The following is a 21,505-nucleotide window of genomic DNA, read 5'->3' as shown; positions in this document are numbered from 1 at the left end:
ACGCTTGATGTTCGCCCCACCCAGCACCGAGACACTCAACCGCTTCTTTCTGTTGTCGTGGCTGGTGGTGCTCTGGCAGGTGCTGCGCCTGCAGGACGGGATCGTCTTCGACGACGCCTGGCTGCCGCTCTGGAGCGTCGCTGCCAGCCTGAGCTACGCCTTCCTTTATATAGTCCCGGTGTACCTCGCCTGCCGACTGCTCCTGCATTTCCATGACCGCCTTCCCGTGCGCCTCAGTCCGTGGCTGGCAGGCGTGCTGGCCATCGTCGGCAGCGCGGCGGTACAGATACTGCTCTACGCCGACCGCACCCTCTACGACCTGTACGGATTCCACCTCAACGGTTTCAGCATCGGCCTGCTGGTCTCGCCCGGCGGCCTCTCCAGCCTCGGCAGCGGCGACGGCACCCTGCTCAGCGCAAGCCTGGCGGCCCTGGCCCTGCTCTGTCTGCAGGTGCTGCTGTACAGCGCCTGCCAGGTCAGCCGCGAACGCCTTCCCGCGCTCCCTCGGCGCGCCTGGCGCTACCTGTTGGCGGCCTTCCTCTGCCTGGCCCTGGGCGAACGCCTGGCCTATGCGTTCAGCTCCCTGCGCGACTACCGGCCGATCCTGCTGGCCAGCGAACGCTATCCGCTGTACCTGCCATTGACCGTCCGCAGCCTGGCGCGAAGCCTGGGCATCCAGCCGACGCCCACCCAGCGCGAGCTGCTCCAGCAGCAGAGCGACCTGCACTATCCGCTCCGGCCGCTGGAGATCAGCGCCCCGGCGCACCCATTGAACATCGTCTGGATCGTCGCCGAGTCGCTCCGCGGGGACATGCTCGATCCGCGCTACATGCCCAGGCTGTGGGACTTCTCCAACCGGGCGATCCGCCTGGACAACCACTACAGCAGCGGCAACCTGACCCAGATGGGCGTCTTCGGCATGTTCTACGGGCTGCACGGCGGCTACTGGGACGCCGTGCTGAAGGCCGGCCAGCCGCCGGTGCTCATGGAGGTACTCAGGCAGCAGAACTACCAGTTCCGGATCAATGCCGCGCAACGTTTCAGCTATCCGCCCTTCGACCGCAGCGTGTTCGTCAACCTGCGCCCCCAGGACCTGCACGTGCTGGATAGCCCGGAGCCTGCCTGGCAGCGCGACGCCCGGAACACCGACGACCTGCTGCGCTTCGTCGATCGCCGACTACCCGACCGGCCGTTCTTCGCCTGCCTGTTCCTCGAGTCGAGCCACGCCAACTACAGCTTCCGCGACGAGACCGCGAAAATCCGCCCCTATCTGGTCAACTTCAACTACCTGACCACCGATTTCCAGGCGCAGATGCCGCTGATCAAGAACCGCTACCTGAATGCCGTGCGCGAAGTCGATACACAGATCGGCCGCCTGCTGCAGCACCTGGAAAACCAGCACCTGCTGGAAAACACCGCGGTAGTGGTGCTCGGCGACCATGGGGAAGAGTTCATGGAACGCTCGCGCTGGGGCCACAATACCGAGTTCAATCGCTACCAGACCGGCACCGTCGCCGTGCTGAGCATTCCCGGACAGGCGCCCCGTGCCGTCCGCGGCATCACCAGCCACATCGACCTGCCCGCAACGCTCCTGCCGCTGCTGGGCGTACGCAATCCGCCCCGCGACTACTCGCTGGGACAGGACCTGCTCGCAGCGGACTACCATCGCGACTATGCGGTGAGCGCCGATACCACGCGCATCGCCTACCTGGGCGAAGGCTTCAAGGTGAGCTTCCCACTGCGTGGCGCGGACCGTCACCACGGTCCGGTGAGCGATGGCGACGACCGCCCGCTCGACGTGGAACAACAGGAAGCCATACGCGGCCCGCTCCGTGCAGCACGCCTGGAACTGCTGCAGGATCTCGGCCGTTTCAGCGCCTTGCCGGTAGGGGAAGAGCCGTCGCCGCGGAACCTCGCGACTTCGTTGAGGCCATGAGGAGCATCAGAACAACCTGAGTTGTTCGTGGGCGCCCTGCAGGTCGAGCAGGCGCACGCCGACGCCGATCAGGCGCACCGGACGATTGCCACGGGCAAAGGCCTGGCCGAGCAATTGCCGGTAGCTCTCCAGGTCGCGCCCGGCGCCGGACTGTTCCACCGTGGTCTGGGTGAAATCGTGAAACTTCAGTTTCACGAACGGCTTGTCCGGCCGATAACTGCCATCCAGGCGTTGCAGGCGTCCGTCCAGCTCCTCGAGCAGGGTCGGCAGTTCCTCCAGGCAAGCCGCCAGGTCCGGCAGGTCGCGATCGAAGGTACATTCGACGCTCACCGACTGGCGCCGGCTGTCGACTTCCACCGGTCGCTCGTCGATACCATGGGCCAGTCCCCACAGGCGTTCGCCGAAGCTGCCGAACTCGCGCACCAGGCTCAGCTTGCTGCCCTGGCGCAGGTCGGCGCAGGTGCGGATGCCCATCCGCGCCAGGCGCTCCGCCGTGACCTTGCCGACGCCATGCAACTTGGCCACCGGCAACTCGGCGACGAACCCGTCGACCTGCTCCGGGGTAATCACGAACAGCCCGTCCGGCTTGCGCCAGTCGCTGGCGATCTTGGCCAGGAACTTGTTCGGCGCGACGCCCGCCGAAACGGTGATGTGCAGCTCCTCGGCCACCCGGCGGCGGATGTCCTGGGCAATCCGCGTGGCGCTACCGGCGAAATGCGGCGAAGCGCTGACGTCCAGGTAGGCCTCGTCCAGCGAAAGCGGCTCGATCAGATCGGTATAATCGCGGAAGATCGCATGGATCTGCTTCGACACCGCCCGGTAGACATCGAAACGAGGGCGCACCACCAGCAGATCGGGACACAGCTTGAGCGCCGTGCGCATGGCCATCGCCGAGCGCACGCCATAGGCTCGCGCCTCGTAGCTGCAAGTGGCGACCACTCCGCGCTTGTCCGGCGAACCGCCAACCGCCAGCGCCTTGCCGCGCAGGCTGGGGTCGTCGCGCATCTCGAGGGCGGCGTAGAAACAGTCGCAGTCTATATGGATGATTTTCCGCACCGGAATCTCGCTACAAGCCCCGCCGGGCCTGCCCCGGAGCGCCGAATTCTAGCATTGGGCAAGCGCTAAGCATTTGAAGAAAAAACACTTTTTTCGAAAAATCGATTGACAGCCCGACGAGAGTCCGTAGAATGCGCCCACACAGACGCGGGATGGAGCAGTCTGGTAGCTCGTCGGGCTCATAACCCGAAGGTCGTTGGTTCAAATCCAGCTCCCGCAACCACATTCGAAAAGCCCCGGCACTAGCGATAGCGCCGGGGCTTTTTGCATTCCGACACTCGTGCTCCACTGCATCGCCTCGCCCTCCGTTCGCTCGCATCATCGCACATTTAACTGTATATTCGTACAGCCAGCTCAGCCTTCGATGAATGCTCGGTAACGGATACGGAAAGGACAGACAGATGCTGAACGTCGAACAATTGAAGCGCAGCGTGAACCGGATGGGACTCGACGACATCCGCCAGGCAGTGGACGAACTGCAGATGGACGGCCTGGTCACCGACGGCAAGACGCCGTTCACCCGCGTGCACTTCAACACCTGCTTCGCCGAGATCGAGGCGCTGTTCCAGCGCGCCGGCTTCCACCGGCCGCTCGATGTGGTCGGCTACCAGGGCGAGATCTATGCGTTGTACGACCCCTCTCGCTGGGAGGCCGTGGAAGTGCTGCGCTGGTTGAAGGAATACCGCGAGGAATCGCGTCACCTGACTCCGGCGTGAGCGCAACGCCTGCGTCAGCGCAACTCGTGTGCCAGGCGCGCGCAGGCCATCCCCACGACCAGCATCACCAGCGGACCGAAGGCCCGCATGGAGATCCGCGCAAGGCTCCAGGACTCTTTCGCAGCGAACAGGCTGGCCGGATTCACCGAATAGACCAGCAGGGAACCGCAGAACAGCCCCAGGCCCAACAGGCCCAGGCGGCGCAACCAACCGTCGTGGCGGAGCAACACCACCAGCAGGGCGCCGTACAACAGGCAATCGACCCGCGCCACCGAATCCTTGACCTGCAACGACTGTTCCCAATCCCCCAGCCACCATCCAGCGGCCACGCCCAGCACGACTCCGGCGCCGACATGAATGCCCGCCTGGATCATCGTCACCCTTCCCCCCTCGGAAATGGTCGGACAGTGCAAGCCGCCACTATGCCCACGGCAAGCTGAACCATCGCTGAACGAATACCAGCAAATGGCCTTCGGCCACTTCGCCGACGCAACTCCTGCAAAACCCGGCGGTCTTCTCCCTGTGACAGGACGCCGCCCCGCACAGAAAAAATCTGCTGCGACCACTTGGGAACTCGCCCGAGAGGCCATACTCTGTCGCGCAAATTCCCATGAGGTGGCTGATGCGCACCGACGCTCCCGTTCCAGAACATCCCGCTCCACCCAGCTCTCCCGCGTCCCCACAACGCATCCGGCTGATCGATCGGATTACCGCCTACCGCCAGCCCATCGGCCTGGTCTTCACCTTGCTGCTGTTCGGCCTGGCGCTGGTGGCCTGCTACCACCTGCTACGGGAGATCGATCCCGGCGCCCTCCACGATGCCATCGCCGACGTGCCCAGGCCGGCGCTGCTCGGCGCCCTGAGCGCGACCGCCCTCGGCTTCGTCATCCTGCTCGGCTACGAGTGGTCGGCCAGCCGCTTCGCTGGCGTCACGCTGCCCATGCGCAGCCTGGCCACCGGCGGTTTCAGCGCCTTCGCCATCGGCAATGCGGTAGGCCTGTCGCTGCTTTCCGGCGGCTCCGTACGCTACCGACTGTATTCCCGGCATGGCATCGGCGCTGCCGAAATTGCCCGGATGACGCTATTTGCCAGCCTTTCCCTGGGCTGCGCACTGCCGGTGCTGGCGGCACTCGCCGCACTCTGCAATCTCGACGATGCGGCGTCGGCGCTGCACCTGCCCCACGCCCTGGTCGCCGTCATCGCGATCGCCGTCCTGTTGCTGGCTGTCGGCCTGGTGGCGTTCCTGGCCCGGCACCGTCTGCCGGGAGAACGGCCGTCCCCCGACAGCCTGCTGGTCCGCCTCGGCCGCCGCAGCCTGCGCCTGCCAGGCCTGCGCCTGTCGCTGCTGCAACTGCTGATCACCGCCCTCGACGTCGCCGCCGCCGCTACCGTCCTTTATCTGTTGCTGCCGGAAACCCCACCCTTCGCGGCGTTCCTGCTGGTCTACCTGCTCGCCCTGGCCGCCGGCGTACTCAGCCACGTACCGGGCGGAGTCGGGGTGTTCGAGGCGGTGCTGCTGGCCGCGTTCGCCGGCCAACTGGGCGCCGCGCCGCTGGCCGCGGCCCTGCTCTTGTACCGCTTGATCTACGTGGTGCTGCCGCTGCTGTTGGCCTGCCTGTTGTTGCTGTTCCTCGAAGCGCGCCGGTTGTGGGTGACGCGCCAGGCGATCCGCGTCGCCTCGGGTTTCGCCGCACCGATCCTGGCGATCCTGGTCTTCCTCTCCGGTGTCGTGCTGCTGTTTTCCGGCGCCACGCCGGCGATCGACACCCGCCTGGAGCACCTCGGCTTCCTCATTCCACATCGCCTGATCGATGCCTCGCACCTGGTCGCCAGCCTGATCGGCGTGCTCTGCCTCCTGCTCGCGCAGGGTTTGCGCCGACGGCTGTCGGCCGCCTGGGCCCTGACCCTGGTGCTGTTGCTGGTGGGCGCCCTGCTTTCGCTGCTGAAAGGCTTCGACTGGGAAGAAGCCAGCCTGCTGAGCCTGACCGCCGCGCTGCTCGCCATGTTCCGCCGCTCCTTCTACCGTCCCAGCCGGCTGATGGAAGTACCCTTCTCGCCGCTCTATGTAGGCGCCAGCATCTGCGTGGTCGGCGCCTCGGTCTGGCTGCTGCTGTTCGCCAACCAGGACGTGCATTACAGCAACCAGCTCTGGTGGCAGTTCGCCCTGGACGCCGACGCCCCGCGCGCCCTGCGCGCCGCCCTCGGCAGTTGCCTGCTGCTCCTGGCCCTGGCCCTTGGCTGGCTGCTGCGCGCGGCACCGCCGGCGATCCGCGAGCCGAACGCGGAAGAGCTGCAGCGCGCGGCGCGGATCATCCGCCACTCGGACCAGCCGGATGGCGGCCTGGCCCTGACCGGCGACAAGGCCCTGCTCTTCCATGAGGGCGACGACGCTTTCCTCATGTACGCCCGCCGCGGTCGCAGCATGATCGCCCTGTACGACCCGATCGGCCCGGCCATGCAGCGCGCCGAACTGATCTGGCAGTTCCGCGACCTCTGCGACCTGCACCATGCCCGCCCGGTGTTCTACCAGGTGCGTGCCGAGAACCTGCCGTTCTACATGGACATCGGCCTGACCGCCCTCAAGCTCGGCGAAGAAGCGCGAGTCGACCTGCTGCGCTTTGACCTGGAGAACAAGGGCAAGGAAATGAAAGACCTGCGCTACACCTGGAACCGCGGCCAGCGCGACGGCCTGGCCCTGGAGTTCCATGAACCGGGCCAGGCTCCGCTGGACGAGCTGAAGGCGATATCGGACGCCTGGCTGGGCGGCAAGCAGGTGCGCGAGAAAGGCTTCTCCCTGGGCCGCTTCACCCCGGCGTACCTGAACTTCTTCCGCATCGCCATCGTCCGCCACCAGGGCAAGCCGGTGGCCTTCGCCAACCTGCTGGAAACCGACAGCCGCGAACTGGCGAGCCTCGACCTGATGCGCGTGCACCCGGACGCGCCGAAGCTGACCATGGAGTTCCTCATGCTCGGCCTCATCCTCCACTACAAGGCCCAGGGCCACGCGCGCTTCAGCCTCGGCATGGTGCCGCTGGCCGGGCTCCAGCCAAGGCGCGGCGCGCCGTTGACCCAGCGCCTGGGCGCGCTGGTCTTCCGGCGGGGCGAACAGTTCTACAATTTCCAGGGGCTGCGACGCTTCAAGGACAAGTTCCAGCCCGACTGGGAACCCCGCTACCTGGCCGTGCCAGCCGGGCTCGACCCGCTGGTGGCCCTGGCCGATACCGCCGCGCTGATCGCCGGCGGCCTGACTGGATTGGTGAAACGCTGATATGTCTGTCGTGAAACGTCACTGGCGCCGTTTTCTGGTCGCCGCCCTGGTGCTGATCGTCGGTGCCGCCCTGCTGCTCTGGAGCCGACCGGCGGCCCAGGCGAAACTGGAAGCCCTGGACCTCGACGACGGCGGCCACGCCACCCTTGCCGAACCCGGCGAGAAGCCGCGCTCGCGGGTGGTGGTGATCGCCGCCCCCGAACAGCAACTGAACGACGCCCAGATGCTGAACCTGGCTCACGACAGCGCCGCCCGGGTGATCCAGTACTTCCCCCCGGAAAACAGCGATTGCAGGGCGCAGCAGTCCCGGCTCGAAGCGGTCATTGCCCGCCTCGGCGGCAAGCCGAACCTGGTCGCCGGCATCGGCCCGGGCTCGACCACCGCCTGGCGCTGGCTCGCCAGCCAGGACGACGACAAGGCCAAGGCGCTCTCGGTCGGCTTCGACATTGCCCTGGCCGAGCGCGACTGCGACGCCCCGCTGCCGCATCAGGCGGCGCACGGCCAGTGGCTGCTGGCCTGGAACGACAACCCGGACGACGACACCGCGGTCTTCGTCCGCAAGCAGTCGAGCGCGGAAACCAGCATCAGCGACTACGACACCCCGTTGTCCGACGTGCTCGCCCATCAGTTGCGCCTGCAACTGCAAGGCAACGCCGAGGCCCTGCCGGTACTCGAGGTCCCCGCGGCGCAACCCTCGGACATCGTCACCCTGTTCTATTCCGGCGACGGCGGCTGGCGCGACCTGGACAAGGACTCTGCCGAGCATATGGCGAGCATGGGCTACCCGGTGGTCGGCATCGACACCCTGCGCTACTACTGGCAACACAAAAGCCCGGAACAGAGCGCCGCCGACCTCTCCAAGCTGATGCAACACTACCGCGAGAAGTGGGGCGCGAAACGTTTCGTCCTGGCCGGCTACTCGTTCGGCGCCGACATCCTGCCGGCGATCTACAACCGCCTGCCCGGAAAGGACCAGCAACAAGTGAAAGCCATGCTGCTGCTGGCGCTGGCGCGGACCGGCAGCTTCGAGATCGAAGTGGAAGGCTGGCTGGGCAAGGCCGGCGAGGAAGCCGCCACCGGCCCGGAAATGGCCAGGTTGCCGGCGGCCAAGGTGTTCTGCATCTATGGCGCCGAAGAAAAGGACGAAAGCGGCTGTACCCAATCCCAGGCCGTCGGCGAGAAGCTCGAACTGCCGGGCGGCCACCACTTCGACGAGGACTACCTGTCCCTGGCGAAGAAGATGCTCCAGGCCATCCGCGACCGCGAGAACGCTCCCGACGCCTGATCGCGATCAAGCTCTCCCCGCTCCGCCCTTCTTGTCCCCGGCCGGCGCCAGCTAGACTGAGCCTGCCGGGGGCATTCAGGCTGGCTTCAGCGGAGCCGCCGAGAATACCGGCCGACCCGCCGCAGAGCGGGCTCCCGAGAGCCGAAGAGAAGGAACCGTGATGAGCTGGAAAAACACCGAATCCCGTTATGGGAGCCTGACCATTGCCCTGCACTGGCTGACCCTGCTGCTGATCGCCGGGGTCTACGCCTGTATCGAACTGAAGGGCAATTTCCCCAAGGGCAGCGAAACCCGCGAACTGCTCAAGCAATGGCACTTCATGCTTGGCCTGAGCGTTTTCCTGCTGGTCTGGTTGCGCCTGCTGGTGCGCCTGGCCACCCCTACCCCGCGCATAGAGCCCGCCATCCCCGCCTGGCAGGCGACGCTGGCCAGGCTGATGCACTACGCCCTCTACCTGATGATGATCGGCCTGCCCTTCGCCGGCTGGCTGATCCTCAGCGCCGCCGGCAAGCCGATACCGTTCTTCGGCCTGGAGCTACCGCCGCTGATCGACAAGAACCCCGACCTCGCTGGGCAAATCAAGGAATGGCACGAAACCATCGGCAACGCCGGTTATTTCCTGATCGGCCTGCACGCCGCCGCGGCGCTCTTCCATCACTTCGTCAGCCGCGACAACACCCTGGTACGGATGCTGCCGCAACGGCGCTGAGAAACGTGCAAAAAAACGCGCCCAGTCGGGCGCTTTTTTTGCAGCGGAACGGATCAGATCTCGACCTGGGTTCCCAACTCGATCACCCGGTTGAGCGGCAGGTTGAAATAGCGCAGGTTGCCGTTGGCGTTCTTCAGCAGGAAGGCGAACAGCCCCTCGCGCCAGCGCGCCATGCCGATGCGCTTGGATGGAATCACCGTCTCCCGGCTGAGGAAGTAGGTGGTGCGCATCGGGCTGAAGTCCAGTTCGTTGAGATGGCACAGGCGCAAGGCCGCCGGGATGTCCGGCTCTTCCATGAAGCCGAAGTGCAGGATCACCCGGAAGAATCCGTCGCCATAGGCCTCGACCTCGAAACGGCGATCCGGCGAAACCCGTGGGCTGTCTTCGTTGACCACGGTGAGCAGCACCACCTGCTCGTGCAGCACCTGGTTGTGCAACAGGTTGTGCAGCAGCGCGTGAGGCACCGCGTCGGTACGCGCGGTAAGGAACACCGCGGTCCCCTGGACCCGGTGCGGCGGCTGCACGCGCATGCTGGAAATGAACACCGAGAGCGGCAGAGAGCCCTCGTCGAGACGCTCCACCAGCAGTTGGCGGCCACGCTTCCAGGTGGACATCAGGATGAAGATGACGATACCCGCGATGACCGGGAAGGCGCCGCCCTGGATCACCTTGGGCAGGTTGGCGGCGAAGAACAGGCTGTCCACCGCGAGCATCACGCAGAAGAACGGGACGCCCAGCCACAGCGGCCATTTCCACAGGCGCCAGATCACCACGCCCATCAGCAGGGTGGTGATCAGCATGGTTCCGGTCACCGCCACGCCGTAGGCCGCCGCCAGCGACGCCGAGGACTCGAAGCCGAGCACCAGCAGGACCACGCCGACCATCAGCGCCCAATTCACCCCGCCGATGTAGATCTGCCCCTGCTCGTGGCTGGAAGTGTGCTGGATGGTCATCCGCGGCACGTAGCCGAGCTGGATCGCCTGACGGGTCAGGGAGAAGGCGCCGGAGATCACCGCTTGGGAGGCGATCACCGTGGCCAGGGTGGACAGCGCCACCATCGGCAGCAGCGCCCAGCCGGGCGCCAGCAGGTAGAAGGGGTTGCGCGCCGCCTCGGCGTTGGAAAGGATGGTCGCGCCCTGGCCGAAGTAGTTCAGCACCAGCGCCGGCAGCACCAGCAGGAACCAGGCACGGGCGATCGGCTTGCGACCGAAGTGGCCCATGTCGGCGTACAGCGCCTCGGCGCCGGTCAGCGCCAGTACGGTGGCGCCGAGGATGGCGACACCGATGCCGGGATGCGAGCCGAAGAAACGCACGGCCCATACAGGGTTCATCGCCTGCAGCACTTCCGGCTGCTGGATCACCCCGTAGACACCCAGCGCCGCCAGGGCGCCGAACCAGAGCACCATGACCGGGCCGAACAGGATGCCGATCCGCGCGGTGCCGTGCTTCTGGATCAGGAACAGGCCGATCAGCACGATAAGCGCCAGCGGTACCGTCCAGTGCTCCAGGCCGTCGAAGGCGATCTCCAGCCCTTCTACCGCCGACAGTACCGAGATCGCCGGGGTGATCATGCTGTCGCCGTAGAACAGCGCCGCGCCGATCAGGCCGGCAACCACCACGAAGGTCTGCAGCCTGCCGAACGGCGCCGCCGCCCGGCGCGCCAGGGCCGACAGCGCCATCACCCCGCCCTCGCCCTGGTTGTCGGCACGCAGGACGAAGATCACGTACTTGATGGAAACGACCCAGACCAGCGACCAGAAGATCAGCGACAGCACGCCAAGGACGCCATCGTGGTTGGCCTGCACCCCGTAGCCGCCGATGAAGACCTCTTTCAGGGTATACAAGGGACTGGTGCCGATATCCCCATAGCAGACTCCAACCGCCCCGACCATCAGGCCGATGGCAGAGCTGGAATGCCCCTCCGACGTCTCCTCGGCACGCGTCGCTGCATCACTCATGAAACGCTTTCCCCCGGAAAAATTCGGCAAATGCTGCGCCCATGCCGTCCGCGATGCAAGCGCCGAGGCCCCGGACTGCTATGACTATAGAAGGCCGGGGAGCCGATTGCCGAGCGCCCGCGGAGAGTTTTTCCAGGGCCGGAAAAGAGCTGCACGGGAGACTGGAAAAGCCGCGGCGCTGCCGCTAGAATTGCGCACTTTTTGATCAGAGGCGCCAGCAAGCGCGCCCGCCTACCGAGGTTAGCCATGTCCACCCCCACTCCCAAAGTCGGCTTCGTCAGTCTTGGATGCCCCAAGGCGCTGGTCGACTCCGAGCGCATCCTCACCCAGCTGCGCATGGAAGGCTATGAGGTCGTCCCGACCTACGAAGACGCCGACGTCGTGGTGGTCAACACCTGCGGTTTCATCGACAGCGCCAAGGCCGAGTCCCTGGAAGTGATCGGCGAAGCCATCGCCGAGAACGGCAAGGTCATCGTCACCGGCTGCATGGGCGTGGAAGAGCACGCGATCCGCGACGTGCATCCCAGCGTGCTGGCGGTCACCGGCCCGCAACAGTACGAGCAGGTGGTTACCGCGGTGCACGAAGTGGTGCCGCCGAAGACCGAACACAACCCGCTGGTCGACCTGGTCCCGCCGCAAGGCGTCAAGCTGACCCCGCGCCACTACGCCTACCTGAAGATTTCCGAAGGCTGCAACCACAGCTGCAGCTTCTGCATCATCCCGTCCATGCGCGGCAAGCTGGTCAGCCGGCCGGTCGGCGACGTGCTGAGCGAGGCCGAGCGCCTGGTCAAGGCCGGGGTCAAGGAACTCCTGGTGATTTCCCAGGACACCAGCGCCTACGGCGTGGACCTGAAGTACAAGACCGACTTCTGGAACGGCCAGCCGGTCAAGACCCGCATGAAGGAACTCTGCGAGGCGCTGAGCAGCATGGGCGTGTGGGTTCGCCTGCACTACGTCTACCCGTACCCCAACGTCGACGACGTGATCCCGCTGATGGCCGCCGGCAAGCTCCTGCCGTACCTCGACATCCCCTTCCAGCACGCCAGCCCGAAGGTGCTCAAGGCCATGAAGCGCCCGGCCTTCGAGGACAAGACCCTGGCCCGGATCAAGCAGTGGCGCGAGATCTGCCCGGAACTGACCATCCGCTCGACCTTCATCGTCGGCTTCCCGGGCGAAACCGAAGAAGACTTCCAGTACCTGCTCGACTGGCTGACGGAAGCCCAGCTCGACCGCGTCGGCTGCTTCCAGTACTCCCCCGTCGAAGGCGCTCCGGCCAACGAGCTGGGCCTGGAGCCGGTGCCGGACGAGGTCAAGCAGGACCGCTGGGAACGCTTCATGGCCCACCAGCAGGCGATTTCCGCCGCTCGCCTGCAGCTCAAGGTGGGCAAGGAAATCGAAGTGCTGATCGACGAAGTCGACGAACAGGGCGCGGTCGGCCGCTCCTGGGCCGACGCTCCGGAAATCGACGGCAACGTGTTCGTCGACAGCGACGAGCTGAAGCCGGGCGACAAGGTCCGCGTGCGCATCACCGATGCCGACGAATACGACCTCTGGGCCGAGCTGGTCTGAGCCCTCCCTGAAGAGCCCCGCCCCGCGGGGCTTTTTCATCGCCAACCGTTCCGGAGAGCACGATGCTCAACAACGACGTACTACGCAGCCTGCGCTACCTGCTGGATCTTCCCGATGCACATCTGGCCGAACTGGCCGCCCCGTTCGGTGAGCAAGTCGAAGCGGACCTGCTCGAGGCTTACCTGAAGAAGGAAGACGAAGACGGCTTCCAGGCCTGCCCCGACCGCTACCTGGCGCGCTGCCTGGACGGACTGATCATCCAGCGCCGCGGACGCGACGAGTCGCGTCCGCTACCACCGCTGGAGCTGCCGTTGAGCAACAACATGATCCTGAAGAAGCTGCGGGTCGCCTTCGAACTCAAGGAGGAAGACCTCCATGCCATCCTCGACAGCGTCGACTTCCCGGTCTCCAAACCCGAGCTGAGCGCCCTGTTTCGCAAGCCCGGCCATAGCAACTACCGGACCTGCGGCGACCAGTTGCTGCGCAACTTCCTCAAGGGCCTGACCCTGCGCGTCCGTGGCTGAACGCGCGGAGCCGCTGCTGGCGGTTCTGCTCCAGGCGCCGCCCTGCGTCGACCCCTGGTTCCTGGAGTGCCGCCAGGATCGCGCCGGCCTCACCATCCTCGTCCGCGACCTCGCCAACCAGCGCACCTGGCGCGTCGAGTTCGTCGAAGTCGAAGGCCTGCGCCAGCTCGACGCTGCCGACCTGCTGGAATTCTGGCCAGCCTGTGCGGCATCCGAGGGTTGGCTGTACCGGGTCGAGCAAGGCGGCTGGCTGGACCAGGAATGCCGTCGCGAGGGCTTCGTCGCCCGCGAGACCAAGGCCGTCGACGAGTATTTCGTCAATGGCGGCGATCGCTGCCTGAGCGTGCTGTCCTGGTCGCCACCGAAGGTTTCCCCGCTGATCTGACCGCCATGAAAAAAGCCGCCCGTGGGCGGCTTCTTGCATGGCGCTCCGGCTACATCAGGAAGATCGTCGCCAGGCCGAGGAAGATGAAGAAACCGCCGCTGTCGGTCATCGCAGTGATCATCACGCTGGAGCCCATCGCCGGATCGCGTCCGAAACGATGCAGGGTCATCGGGATCAGCACTCCCATCATCGCCGCCAGCAGCAGGTTCAGGGTCATCGCGGCGGTCATCACCACGCCCAGTTCCCAGTTGCCGTAAAGATAGAAGGCCACCACGCCGATCACTCCGCCCCACGCCAGGCCGTTGACCAGCGCGACGCCAAGCTCTTTGCGCAGCAGGCGGTTGCGACTGTTGCTGGTCGGCTGTACCTGGTCGAGCGCGATGGCGCGGACGATCATGGTGATGGTCTGGTTGCCGGAATTGCCACCGATGCCGGCAACGATCGGCATCAGCGCGGCCAGCGCCACCAGTTTCTCGATGGAGCCTTCGAACAGGCCGATCACCCGCGAGGCGACGAAGGCGGTGATCAGGTTGGTGGCCAGCCAGGCCCAGCGGTTACGCACCGACTTCCAGACCGAGGCGAAGATGTCTTCTTCTTCACGCAGACCGGCCATGTTGAGGACTTCGCTTTCGCTCTCCTCACGGATCAGGTCGACCATCTCGTCGATGGTCAGACGACCGATCAGCTTGCCGCCCTTGTCCACCACCGGCGCGGAAATCAGGTCGTAACGCTCGAATGCCTGGGCGGCGTCGTAGCCGTCCTCGTCCGGGTGGAAGGTCACCGGGTCGGTGGCCATGACTTCCAGCACTTGCTTGTCCGGATCGTTGACCAGCAGGCGCTTGATCGGCAGCACGCCCTTGAGCACGCCGTCGTAGTCGACCACGAACAGTTTGTCGGTATGCCCGGGCAGTTCCTTCAGGCGGCGCAGGTAGCGCAGCACCACTTCCAGGCTGACGTCCTCGCGGATGGTGACCATCTCGAAGTCCATCAGCGCGCCGACCTGGTCCTCCTCGTAGGACAGCGCCGAACGCACTCGCTCGCGCTGCTGCGCGTCGAGGCTTTCCATCAGTTCATGGACCACGTCGCGCGGCAGTTCCGGCGCCAGGTCGGCGAGTTCGTCGGCGTCCAGGTCCTTGGTCGCGGCGATGATCTCGTGGTCGTCCATGTCCGCGATCAGGGTTTCCCGGACCGCGTCGGAGACTTCGAGGAGGATGTCGCCGTCGTCCTCGGACTTGACCAGCTGCCAGACCGTAAGGCGGTCGTCCAGCGGCAGCGATTCGAGGATGTGGGCGATGTCGGCGGGGTGCAGTTCCTCCAGCTTGCGCTGGAGTTCTACGAGATTCTGGCGGTGGACGAGGTTTTCCACCCGGTCATGGTGCTGGCCTTCCTGACGATGGGTCAGGTCCTCCACCACCTTGTGGCGATGCAGCAGCTCGACCACCTGCGCTAGGCGGTCCTGCAGGCTTTCCTGCGGCTTCTTGGCTTCTACTTCGGTCATAGCGCGCTCCACCCCCAGTAGCGGAGCACGCCAAAGGGGTCAATCAGAAACGTGATTGGTCAAACGGGAAACTGTTCGAGTTTCTACTGGGTAAGTCCATGGGGGTGTTCCAAGGGCCCTCTCGGGGCAGATACGGATAATGATAACACTCCGCTTGCGTTTTGCGCGTTACAAAATGGCGGCAAGAACAAGCGCTTGCGGCACAAAGTTCATCGTCACTCGACGCCTGACTGCGACGCCGGAAATTTCACTCAGGACACTCGGCCCCGCGGAAAAAGGCAACGCGTTAGCCTGCACTCACCCTTATCCGACCCGGAGTGCCGGCCATGCGTTCCCTGTCCCTCCTTCTCCTCCTCTCGCTGGCGTCCACCTGCGAGGCCGCTGCGGTATTCCGCTGCGAAGACGCCAGCGGCCATGTCAGCTTCACCCAACTCGGTTGCCCCGCCGGGCAGGCCGGCGAGACCGTCGTGGCGGACAACCCGCCGCCGGGAGGCAGGAGCGTCACGCCGATGGCCGAGACGAAGACGAAAAAGGCGTCCATCGGCCGGAAAAACGTGCCGCTCGCGGTGATCGGAGAAAGAGAAGATCGCTGCGGAAGACGCCTGGACGAGAAGGAACGCCGCAAGGCGATCGTGGAGCAGCGGATCATGGCGGGAATGACCCGCTCCGATGTGGAGCGGGCGCTGGGCAAGCCGGACCGGGTCAGCGGGAACAATGCGGAGGTGCGTTATCAGTACAAGGCCGACAAGCGACGGGGAGCGAGAAGCGTGAGCTTCGATCAGGAGGGATGCGTGAAGGGAAAGGGAAGGTACCGGGTGGAGCGAGTCGATCCCGGGAGCTAAGGCCGGGCCGACCTCATACCGATGAAAGCAGGACCGGCATCGCCTTTAGCGTGCCGGGCAGGGTGTCGCCCTGCCCGCATGGAAAAGACGGACGACAGTCTTCAGCAGCCTACCGCCTACCCGCCGCGCACGCCTCTGGCTGGCGGTTATGGTCAGGCTCAATCCTCTTTCTGCGGTTCGCCGGGCAACAACGCGCGTGATGAACAGACCGCGATACAGGTGGAATCCCGTTTGCACGTCCACCGTTTCGGAAGCGCCTTGCAGTGAAGTCAAGGCAGCGATGCCCTTGCGCACACGGTACTCGTTCAACGCGCGGCTGCCTCCCTCCATCGGCAGCAAGGAGGGCAACGGCTCGTCAGCGGGCGCATGGTCGACAATGCTGCCGACGATGGTGATGAGCTGGTCGCCGCGCGCGCTGACGGCAGCCTCTTGCCCCGTCTCGACGACACTCCCGGCAGCCTGCGCGAGGTTTTCGGAAATCACCGCATCCAGGCGAACGATGCCGACGCGACGACTGATCAACATGACCATGGATCTCTTCTCTATGTATGGATGGCATCGCTACGATGCATCGCAACGACCTCTAGTAAGCCGTTCCACCCGTCCCCCCGGAGGCCTGCCCGGAAGCGGTGCGCTCGAGGTCGACGAGCAGCACGTGTTCGTGAGCGAGAACAAGGTCGAAACGAGCCTGTCCCAGCGCCTGGCCATCCTGCACGACGGACAGGTTTTCGATGGGCGTCAGGCGCAGCAGGCTGGCCTTCAGCACGCGCAGGCGCTCGCCGGCATTGCCTGACTGCAGCAGGCAGCGGGCATCCTGCAGGTACTGGTGCGCCTCGGGACCATGCCAGGTCAGGCGAAAGATGCTCTCGCAACTGGCCAGCAGGGACTCCTGCTCGCCACTGGCGGAAAACTCCCGCCGCACCTTGCCAAGCAGGCTCGAGGACTCCAGGCGCAAGGTCATGAAGGGGATGGCCGGCGGGGCCAGCAGTTGATCGGCATCGATGACGCTGCCGGCGGGCAGGCCGAACAACTGCCGCAACGTTTCGCGCAGGGCGACGTGATCCAGGCGCACGGTTGCACTGGACATGGCGAACTCCTTTTTCAGGATGGATGGATGACGGACAGGCACCGACGCGGCGGATACAACCGCCGGCCAGGCCGGAGCGAAGTACGTTCGTTCAATGCAGGCGCAGGACCCGCGCCAGGTTGCCGCGCGCCTGCAACAGCAGGACCAGCAGCACCAGCAGTACCCCGAGCATCCACGGCGAGAGGTGCTCGGCGCGATACAGCCCGGCCACTATTCCCAGCGCCTGGCAGCCGGTGCACAACGCCAGCAGGTAGGCGCACAGGGAAACGCCGGGGCGGAAACGCGCGCCGGCGCGGCGATAGGTGATCAGGCGCATGCAGATCGCCGAGCAGACCAGCACGGTCAGGGTGGACAGCGGATCAACCATCGGACTTGCCTCCCCGGCGGCGCAACAGCCCGCGCATCCAGTTGGGCAGTTCACCGCCACGCATCCACTCGAGCATGCCGATGCCGCCGGTCACGCACAGGGTCGCGGCGACGAAGGCGGCCATGCCGCTGGTCTGGGTCAACCCGCGGCCGAGCGCCTCGATTCCGGCGTAATAGCCGCCGACCCAGGACACCAGCAGATAGCCGAGGCGGGTCAGGGCGTTGTAGTCACGGGCGAACACGACAAAGAAGATGGCGCCGCCGAAGCCTCCCAGCAAGGCGTTGCCATCGATACCCGGCAGGTACATGGCCAGGCCGACGCCAGCCATTGCGCTGGCGGCGGAGGCCGCAGAGCTTGGCTCGGACATGGATGACTCCCGAAAATGCAAAGGCCCGCCGAAAAGGCGGGCCCGGAACGGCCGAAGCCCGCATCGGCGGGCTTCGGCCAGAGGAATTTCAATCGTGGAGAATTTATACCTTTATCGTCCCATAGCGTCAATATGGGAAAACCCGTTTTTATACAGAAATTTTTTTAGCGCTCGCCCACGATCCCCACCTCCGCCATCGGCTCCTCCAGTCGCTGCAAGGCCTGGCGCAGCAAAGCGACGACCCGCTCGCGCCATTCCTTGTCCCAGCGATGCAGGGTGCTCTTCGACAGGCCGCTGAGTCGCTCGATCTCGCGGATGCTCGACGGCGGACGACGGAACATGCGCATCAGCAAGGCCAGGGTTGCCCGCTGCTCGATCGGGTCGGCCCCGGGCTTCAGCCAGTCGCGCAAAGCCGCCAGGCCAAGGACGAAATCCCGCCCGCGGGCGAACTCGGCCCGCACCACCGCCAGCTCCAGTGGGTGCGCAGCCAGCTGGCGCTGGGCGAAACGCACGGTCATCACCGCCTGGGCCTGCCATTCGTGCGGACTCAAACCGCTGGGCAGGTGTTCGATGAAGCTGCGATCGAAGCGCTCGCGCAGACCATCGATCACCATCGCCGTCGACGACTTCGGTCCCGGCTGGTGCTCGAACATCCAGTAGGCCACGGCCAGCGCCTGCTCGGTACTTTGAAACATGGTATTCCCTCCTTGGCCGGCCCACCTGGCTGGCCGCTCGCATTAGCCACCCGCAGTGGCTGTGTTGGGCCGCCGTCCTACCCGAGGCGAGTAGGAAAGCGCTGAAATTATGGTAATACCCATATACGGACGCTTGCAATGCCACAGGCACACCCTTAGTCTTGCCACCTATGGAACTCAAAGATCGCATCAAGGCGGCGCGCAAGCACGCCCATCTCAGCCAGGTCCAGCTTGCCCAGGCGGTAGGCATGACCCAGACCTCCATTTCCGATCTAGAGCGCGGCAAGTCCCGCGCCACCAGCTTCGTCGCGCAGATCGCCGGCGCCTGCGGCGTCAACCCCCTGTGGCTGGCGGAAGGTCGCGGCGAGATGCTCGCCGAGCGCGGCCAGGCGAACGCAGGACCCAATGCCAGCTGGCTTGGCGCAGTAGAGTCATGGGACGACGAAACGCCCCTGGATGCCGACGAGATCGAACTGCCCTTCTACAAGGAGATCGAGCTGTCCGGCGGCAAGGGCAGCACGGTGATCCTGCAGACCGGCGGGCGCAAGCTGCGCTTCGGCAAGTACACCCTGCGCAAGAAGAACATCGATCCGGCCAGCGCCGCCTGCGTCACGGTCAGCGGCAACAGCATGGAGCCGGTGCTGCCGGACGGCAGCACGGTAGGCGTGGACACTAGCGCGCGGACGATCAAGGACGGCGACATGTACGCCTTCGACCACGACGGCCAACTGCGCGTGAAACTGCTCTACCGCCTTCCGGGCGGCGGCCTGCGCATTCGCAGCTTCAACAGCGACGAGCACCCGGACGAGCGCTACGAGCCCCAGGAAGCCGCCGAGCACATCAACGTGATCGGCCGGGTGTTCTGGTACTCGGTGCTGGTCTGACCCCTTCCCGCCCCGCCTGACGACGGGGCCGCATTCCGGCGGAAGAAAAATCCCGGGCAAAGAAAAAGGGCCTGCATTGCTGCAGGCCCTTTCGGTATGGCGCACTCAGGAGGATTCGAACCTCCGACCGCTCGGTTCGTAGCCGAGTACTCTATCCAGCTGAGCTATGAGTGCGTGTCGGTGCTTTTTCCGGCCACCTGCCGGTAACGCTTGTTTTACCGTGAAAGACCGCAACTGTCGATCCTTCGTCCGTCGAGCCCCTGACGAGAGGAACCCTTCGAAATATGGCGCACTCAGGAGGATTCGAACCTCCGACCGCTCGGTTCGTAGCCGAGTACTCTATCCAGCTGAGCTATGAGTGCGTCGTGGGGGCGCATTATAGATTGTGGATTTTATCCGTCAAGCGATTTTTTCAATCAAATCAGTAACTTAGTTACCAAGATGGCTTTCGCCGCCTGAATCAACCTCTAACACTTGAATGGCGGAGAGGGGGGGATTCGAACCCCCGACACCCTTTTGAGGTGTACTCCCTTAGCAGGGGAGCGCCTTCGGCCACTCGGCCACCTCTCCGCAACACGGGGCGCATGATACCCATCTTTACCCCGTTTGCAAAGGGAAAATTAGATAAAAATTAATGGTTTGGCTCTTGATCTTTCTCTTTCTGGATGCGCTGGTAAATTTCCTCCCGGTGCACGGCGACTTCCTTCGGCGCGTTGACGCCGATGCGCACCTGGTTCCCTTTGACACCCAGTACCGTCACGGTGACGTCGTCACCTACCATCAGGGTCTCTCCGACCCGACGAGTCAGAATCAGCATTCCTTTCTCCTCACGCGAATATTTCAGGACAACAGTCTGCAAAAAAGAAATGGCGGCGGATCCGCAGAAATCAAGAGCGCGATCCTTCACCCAGTATTGACCAGTCCCGCCGGAATGAAAGTTCCTGCCGAACGGTCAAAAACGACAAAAGGCGCGGGGTTGCCGCGCCTTTCGCCTGCCAGCGTCACTCACCCTGTCGCGCCGGCGCGTCGAGCTCGAACGCCGTGTGCAGGGCACGTACCGCCAGTTCCAGGTACTTCTCTTCGATCACCACGGAAACCTTGATTTCCGAGGTGGAGATCATCTGGATGTTGATGCTTTCCTTGGCCAGCGCCTCGAACATGCGGCTGGCCACGCCGGCGTGCGAACGCATGCCGACGCCGACGATGGAAACCTTGGCGATGTTGGTGTCACCGATGGCTTCGCGCGCGCCGATGTTGGCGGCGGTCTGCTTGAGAATTTCCAGGGCATTCAGGTAATCGTTGCGATGCACCGTGAAGGTGAAGTCGGTGGTGTTATCGTGCGCCACGTTCTGCACGATCATGTCGACTTCCACATTGGCGGCACTGATCGGCCCGAGGATCTTGAAGGCCACGCCGGGGGTATCGGGTACGCCACGGATGGTCAGCTTGGCTTCGTCGCGGTTGAAGGCGATGCCGGAGATGATCGGCTGTTCCATGGATTCCTCTTCATCATCGATAGTAATGAGGGTGCCCGGACCCTCCTGGAAGCTGTGCAGCACGCGCAGCGGAACGTTGTACTTGCCGGCGAACTCGACCGCCCGGATCTGCAGCACCTTGGAACCGAGGCTGGCCATTTCCAGCATTTCCTCGAAGGTGATCTTGTCCAGCCGGCGGGCCTGCGGCACTACGCGCGGATCGGTGGTGTAGACGCCGTCGACGTCGGTGTAGATCTGGCATTCGTCGGCCTTCAACGCCGCCGCCAGGGCCACCCCGGTGGTATCGGAACCGCCGCGGCCCAGCGTGGTGATGTTGCCGTTGCCGTCGACGCCCTGGAAACCGGCGACCACCACGACCCTGCCGGCCTTGAGGTCGGCGCGGATATGGGTGTCGTCGATGTGCAGGATGCGCGCCTTGGTGTGCGCGCTGTCGGTGAGGATACGCACCTGGTTGCCGGTATAGGAGACCGCCGGCACGCCGCGCTTGATCAGGGCCATGCTGAGCAGGGCGATGGTCACCTGCTCTCCGGTCGAGACCATGACGTCCAGTTCGCGCGGAACCGGCTGCTCCATGATCTGGTTGGCCAGGCCGATCAGACGGTTGGTCTCGCCGCTCATGGCGGATACCACCACGACGACGTCATCGCCCGCTTCGCGGAATTTCTTCACCTTCTCGGCCACCTGCTCGATACGCTCGACGGTGCCGACGGAGGTCCCTCCAAACTTCTGTACGATCAAAGCCATTTCAAACCGCCTGATTCCGTGAAGGGCGCCCTTTTGAACCTGCCACATTCTTTCGCTACCCGGACTGGCGGGGCGCACCGCCGGCCGGGCATCAAGGGGCGCTGGCCGCCCGGCTCCGC

The 21,505-nt window shown here is 64.9% G+C and carries 21 protein-coding genes and 4 tRNA genes; 11 read left to right on the top strand and 14 right to left on the bottom strand.

What is annotated here, in order from left to right:
• The first annotated feature begins 7 nt into the window (after positions 1-7).
• Positions 8-1,936 carry a sulfatase-like hydrolase/transferase gene (locus LT948_RS01335; RefSeq protein WP_003109931.1) on the top strand — a complete coding sequence of 643 codons (1,929 nt, stop codon included), beginning with the start codon at positions 8-10 and terminating at the stop codon, positions 1,934-1,936.
• Between the two features lie 6 nt (positions 1,937-1,942).
• Here LT948_RS01335 and dinB read toward each other — a convergent pair whose 3' ends face one another.
• Positions 1,943-2,992, bottom strand: coding sequence for a DNA polymerase IV (dinB, locus tag LT948_RS01330; protein ID WP_003086018.1), 1,050 nt, complete (start codon positions 2,990-2,992; stop codon positions 1,943-1,945).
• A gap of 146 nt (positions 2,993-3,138) precedes the next feature.
• Here dinB and LT948_RS01325 point away from each other — a divergent pair.
• Together LT948_RS01325 and LT948_RS01320 are read left to right on the top strand one after the other, a co-directional pair.
• Positions 3,139-3,215, top strand: a tRNA-Met gene (locus LT948_RS01325).
• Between the two features lie 178 nt (positions 3,216-3,393).
• On the top strand, positions 3,394-3,708 hold the full coding sequence (locus tag LT948_RS01320) for a transcriptional regulator (protein ID WP_003109929.1): 315 nt from the start codon (positions 3,394-3,396) through the stop codon (positions 3,706-3,708).
• 14 nt (positions 3,709-3,722) lie between these two features.
• Here LT948_RS01320 and LT948_RS01315 read toward each other — a convergent pair whose 3' ends face one another.
• Entirely contained in the window at positions 3,723-4,082 is a 360-nt protein-coding gene (locus LT948_RS01315; protein ID WP_003104747.1) for a hypothetical protein, read from the bottom strand.
• A gap of 248 nt (positions 4,083-4,330) precedes the next feature.
• Here LT948_RS01315 and mprF point away from each other — a divergent pair, with 248 nt between their 5' ends.
• The 3 genes from mprF (at position 4,331) to LT948_RS01300 (ending at position 8,970) form a co-directional block, all read left to right on the top strand.
• Entirely contained in the window at positions 4,331-6,976 is a 2,646-nt protein-coding gene (mprF, locus tag LT948_RS01310) for a bifunctional lysylphosphatidylglycerol flippase/synthetase MprF (RefSeq protein WP_023097930.1), read from the top strand.
• A 1-nt stretch (position 6,977) separates the two neighbouring features.
• Positions 6,978-8,261: a virulence factor family protein gene (locus tag LT948_RS01305; RefSeq protein ID WP_023092150.1), complete on the top strand. Its 1,284-nt coding sequence runs from the start codon at positions 6,978-6,980 to the stop codon at positions 8,259-8,261.
• A gap of 160 nt (positions 8,262-8,421) precedes the next feature.
• A complete protein-coding gene (locus LT948_RS01300) occupies positions 8,422-8,970 on the top strand; it encodes a cytochrome b (protein ID WP_009315320.1) in 549 nt (182 codons plus the stop codon).
• A 53-nt stretch (positions 8,971-9,023) separates the two neighbouring features.
• Here LT948_RS01300 and LT948_RS01295 read toward each other — a convergent pair whose 3' ends face one another.
• Positions 9,024-10,928: a potassium transporter Kup gene (locus LT948_RS01295; protein WP_003086004.1), complete on the bottom strand. Its 1,905-nt coding sequence runs from the start codon at positions 10,926-10,928 to the stop codon at positions 9,024-9,026.
• A 246-nt stretch (positions 10,929-11,174) separates the two neighbouring features.
• Between LT948_RS01295 and rimO the strand changes: the two genes are divergently transcribed.
• The 3 genes from rimO (at position 11,175) to LT948_RS01280 (ending at position 13,406) form a co-directional block, all read left to right on the top strand.
• A complete protein-coding gene (gene rimO, locus LT948_RS01290) occupies positions 11,175-12,497 on the top strand; it encodes a 30S ribosomal protein S12 methylthiotransferase RimO (protein WP_003086001.1) in 1,323 nt (440 codons plus the stop codon).
• Between the two features lie 62 nt (positions 12,498-12,559).
• Positions 12,560-13,021 carry a DUF1456 family protein gene (locus tag LT948_RS01285; protein ID WP_003104756.1) on the top strand — a complete coding sequence of 154 codons (462 nt, stop codon included), beginning with the start codon at positions 12,560-12,562 and terminating at the stop codon, positions 13,019-13,021.
• On the top strand, positions 13,014-13,406 hold the full coding sequence (locus tag LT948_RS01280) for a hypothetical protein (RefSeq protein WP_003085997.1): 393 nt from the start codon (positions 13,014-13,016) through the stop codon (positions 13,404-13,406). The genes LT948_RS01285 and LT948_RS01280 overlap by 8 nt, the downstream gene beginning before the upstream one ends.
• A gap of 49 nt (positions 13,407-13,455) precedes the next feature.
• Here LT948_RS01280 and mgtE read toward each other — a convergent pair whose 3' ends face one another.
• Entirely contained in the window at positions 13,456-14,904 is a 1,449-nt protein-coding gene (mgtE, locus tag LT948_RS01275; protein ID WP_003085996.1) for a magnesium transporter, read from the bottom strand.
• Positions 14,905-15,230: 326 nt separating this feature from the next.
• On the opposite strand from mgtE, the gene LT948_RS01270 reads away from it, so the two are divergent.
• Entirely contained in the window at positions 15,231-15,746 is a 516-nt protein-coding gene (locus LT948_RS01270) for a DUF4124 domain-containing protein (RefSeq protein ID WP_003111747.1), read from the top strand.
• Positions 15,747-15,791: 45 nt separating this feature from the next.
• Here LT948_RS01270 and LT948_RS01265 read toward each other — a convergent pair whose 3' ends face one another.
• The 5 genes from LT948_RS01265 to LT948_RS01245 all read right to left on the bottom strand — a co-directional run bounded on the left by LT948_RS01265 (position 15,792) and on the right by LT948_RS01245 (position 18,262).
• On the bottom strand, positions 15,792-16,277 hold the full coding sequence (locus tag LT948_RS01265) for a hypothetical protein (protein WP_020751013.1): 486 nt from the start codon (positions 16,275-16,277) through the stop codon (positions 15,792-15,794).
• A gap of 52 nt (positions 16,278-16,329) precedes the next feature.
• A complete protein-coding gene (locus tag LT948_RS01260; RefSeq protein ID WP_003111746.1) occupies positions 16,330-16,833 on the bottom strand; it encodes a phage neck terminator protein in 504 nt (167 codons plus the stop codon).
• Between the two features lie 91 nt (positions 16,834-16,924).
• Entirely contained in the window at positions 16,925-17,200 is a 276-nt protein-coding gene (locus LT948_RS01255; protein ID WP_003085989.1) for a phage holin family protein, read from the bottom strand.
• Positions 17,193-17,567: a phage holin family protein gene (locus LT948_RS01250; protein ID WP_003085986.1), complete on the bottom strand. Its 375-nt coding sequence runs from the start codon at positions 17,565-17,567 to the stop codon at positions 17,193-17,195. Before LT948_RS01250 ends, LT948_RS01255 begins: the two co-directional genes overlap by 8 nt.
• 164 nt (positions 17,568-17,731) lie before the next feature.
• Positions 17,732-18,262: a hypothetical protein gene (locus LT948_RS01245; RefSeq protein ID WP_003085984.1), complete on the bottom strand. Its 531-nt coding sequence runs from the start codon at positions 18,260-18,262 to the stop codon at positions 17,732-17,734.
• A gap of 170 nt (positions 18,263-18,432) precedes the next feature.
• Between LT948_RS01245 and alpR the strand changes: the two genes are divergently transcribed.
• Positions 18,433-19,146: a transcriptional regulator AlpR gene (gene alpR, locus LT948_RS01240; RefSeq protein WP_003085982.1), complete on the top strand. Its 714-nt coding sequence runs from the start codon at positions 18,433-18,435 to the stop codon at positions 19,144-19,146.
• A 97-nt stretch (positions 19,147-19,243) separates the two neighbouring features.
• Here alpR and LT948_RS01235 read toward each other — a convergent pair.
• The 5 genes from LT948_RS01235 to LT948_RS01215 all read right to left on the bottom strand — a co-directional run bounded on the left by LT948_RS01235 (position 19,244) and on the right by LT948_RS01215 (position 21,386).
• Positions 19,244-19,320: transfer RNA gene (locus tag LT948_RS01235), tRNA-Arg, on the bottom strand.
• Between the two features lie 111 nt (positions 19,321-19,431).
• Positions 19,432-19,508 (bottom strand) — tRNA-Arg (locus LT948_RS01230).
• A 117-nt stretch (positions 19,509-19,625) separates the two neighbouring features.
• Positions 19,626-19,716 (bottom strand) — tRNA-Ser (locus LT948_RS01225).
• Positions 19,717-19,777: 61 nt separating this feature from the next.
• A complete protein-coding gene (gene csrA, locus LT948_RS01220) occupies positions 19,778-19,963 on the bottom strand; it encodes a carbon storage regulator CsrA (protein WP_003085981.1) in 186 nt (61 codons plus the stop codon).
• 184 nt (positions 19,964-20,147) lie between these two features.
• Positions 20,148-21,386: an aspartate kinase gene (locus tag LT948_RS01215; protein ID WP_003085971.1), complete on the bottom strand. Its 1,239-nt coding sequence runs from the start codon at positions 21,384-21,386 to the stop codon at positions 20,148-20,150.
• Between the last annotated feature and the right edge of the window lie 119 nt (positions 21,387-21,505).

The organism is Pseudomonas sp. CP-1, from assembly GCF_021213715.1.
In the GTDB taxonomy this organism is placed as follows: Bacteria; Pseudomonadota; Gammaproteobacteria; order Pseudomonadales; family Pseudomonadaceae; genus Pseudomonas; species Pseudomonas aeruginosa.
Note: the sequence above shows the minus strand (reverse complement) of the source record. Positions and strands in the feature narration are given on the sequence as shown.

Excerpts from the sequence above, each read along its gene's own strand:
- mgtE (WP_003085996.1), bottom strand. The coding sequence starts at position 14,904 with ATGACCGAAGTAGAAGCCAAGAAGCCGCAGGAAAGCCTGCAGGACCGC.
- LT948_RS01265 (WP_020751013.1), bottom strand. The coding sequence starts at position 16,277 with ATGGTCATGTTGATCAGTCGTCGCGTCGGCATCGTTCGCCTGGATGCG.
- alpR (WP_003085982.1), top strand. The coding sequence starts at position 18,433 with ATGGAACTCAAAGATCGCATCAAGGCGGCGCGCAAGCACGCCCATCTC.
- LT948_RS01215 (WP_003085971.1), bottom strand. The coding sequence starts at position 21,386 with ATGGCTTTGATCGTACAGAAGTTTGGAGGGACCTCCGTCGGCACCGTC.
- LT948_RS01300 (WP_009315320.1), top strand. The coding sequence starts at position 8,422 with ATGAGCTGGAAAAACACCGAATCCCGTTATGGGAGCCTGACCATTGCC.
- LT948_RS01260 (WP_003111746.1), bottom strand. The coding sequence starts at position 16,833 with ATGTCCAGTGCAACCGTGCGCCTGGATCACGTCGCCCTGCGCGAAACG.
- LT948_RS01270 (WP_003111747.1), top strand. The coding sequence starts at position 15,231 with ATGCGTTCCCTGTCCCTCCTTCTCCTCCTCTCGCTGGCGTCCACCTGC.
- LT948_RS01315 (WP_003104747.1), bottom strand. The coding sequence starts at position 4,082 with ATGATCCAGGCGGGCATTCATGTCGGCGCCGGAGTCGTGCTGGGCGTG.
- LT948_RS01320 (WP_003109929.1), top strand. The coding sequence starts at position 3,394 with ATGCTGAACGTCGAACAATTGAAGCGCAGCGTGAACCGGATGGGACTC.
- LT948_RS01245 (WP_003085984.1), bottom strand. The coding sequence starts at position 18,262 with ATGTTTCAAAGTACCGAGCAGGCGCTGGCCGTGGCCTACTGGATGTTC.
- LT948_RS01295 (WP_003086004.1), bottom strand. The coding sequence starts at position 10,928 with ATGAGTGATGCAGCGACGCGTGCCGAGGAGACGTCGGAGGGGCATTCC.
- rimO (WP_003086001.1), top strand. The coding sequence starts at position 11,175 with ATGTCCACCCCCACTCCCAAAGTCGGCTTCGTCAGTCTTGGATGCCCC.
- mprF (WP_023097930.1), top strand. The coding sequence starts at position 4,331 with ATGCGCACCGACGCTCCCGTTCCAGAACATCCCGCTCCACCCAGCTCT.
- LT948_RS01250 (WP_003085986.1), bottom strand. The coding sequence starts at position 17,567 with ATGTCCGAGCCAAGCTCTGCGGCCTCCGCCGCCAGCGCAATGGCTGGC.
- LT948_RS01255 (WP_003085989.1), bottom strand. The coding sequence starts at position 17,200 with ATGGTTGATCCGCTGTCCACCCTGACCGTGCTGGTCTGCTCGGCGATC.
- LT948_RS01335 (WP_003109931.1), top strand. The coding sequence starts at position 8 with ATGTTCGCCCCACCCAGCACCGAGACACTCAACCGCTTCTTTCTGTTG.
- csrA (WP_003085981.1), bottom strand. The coding sequence starts at position 19,963 with ATGCTGATTCTGACTCGTCGGGTCGGAGAGACCCTGATGGTAGGTGAC.
- LT948_RS01305 (WP_023092150.1), top strand. The coding sequence starts at position 6,978 with ATGTCTGTCGTGAAACGTCACTGGCGCCGTTTTCTGGTCGCCGCCCTG.
- LT948_RS01285 (WP_003104756.1), top strand. The coding sequence starts at position 12,560 with ATGCTCAACAACGACGTACTACGCAGCCTGCGCTACCTGCTGGATCTT.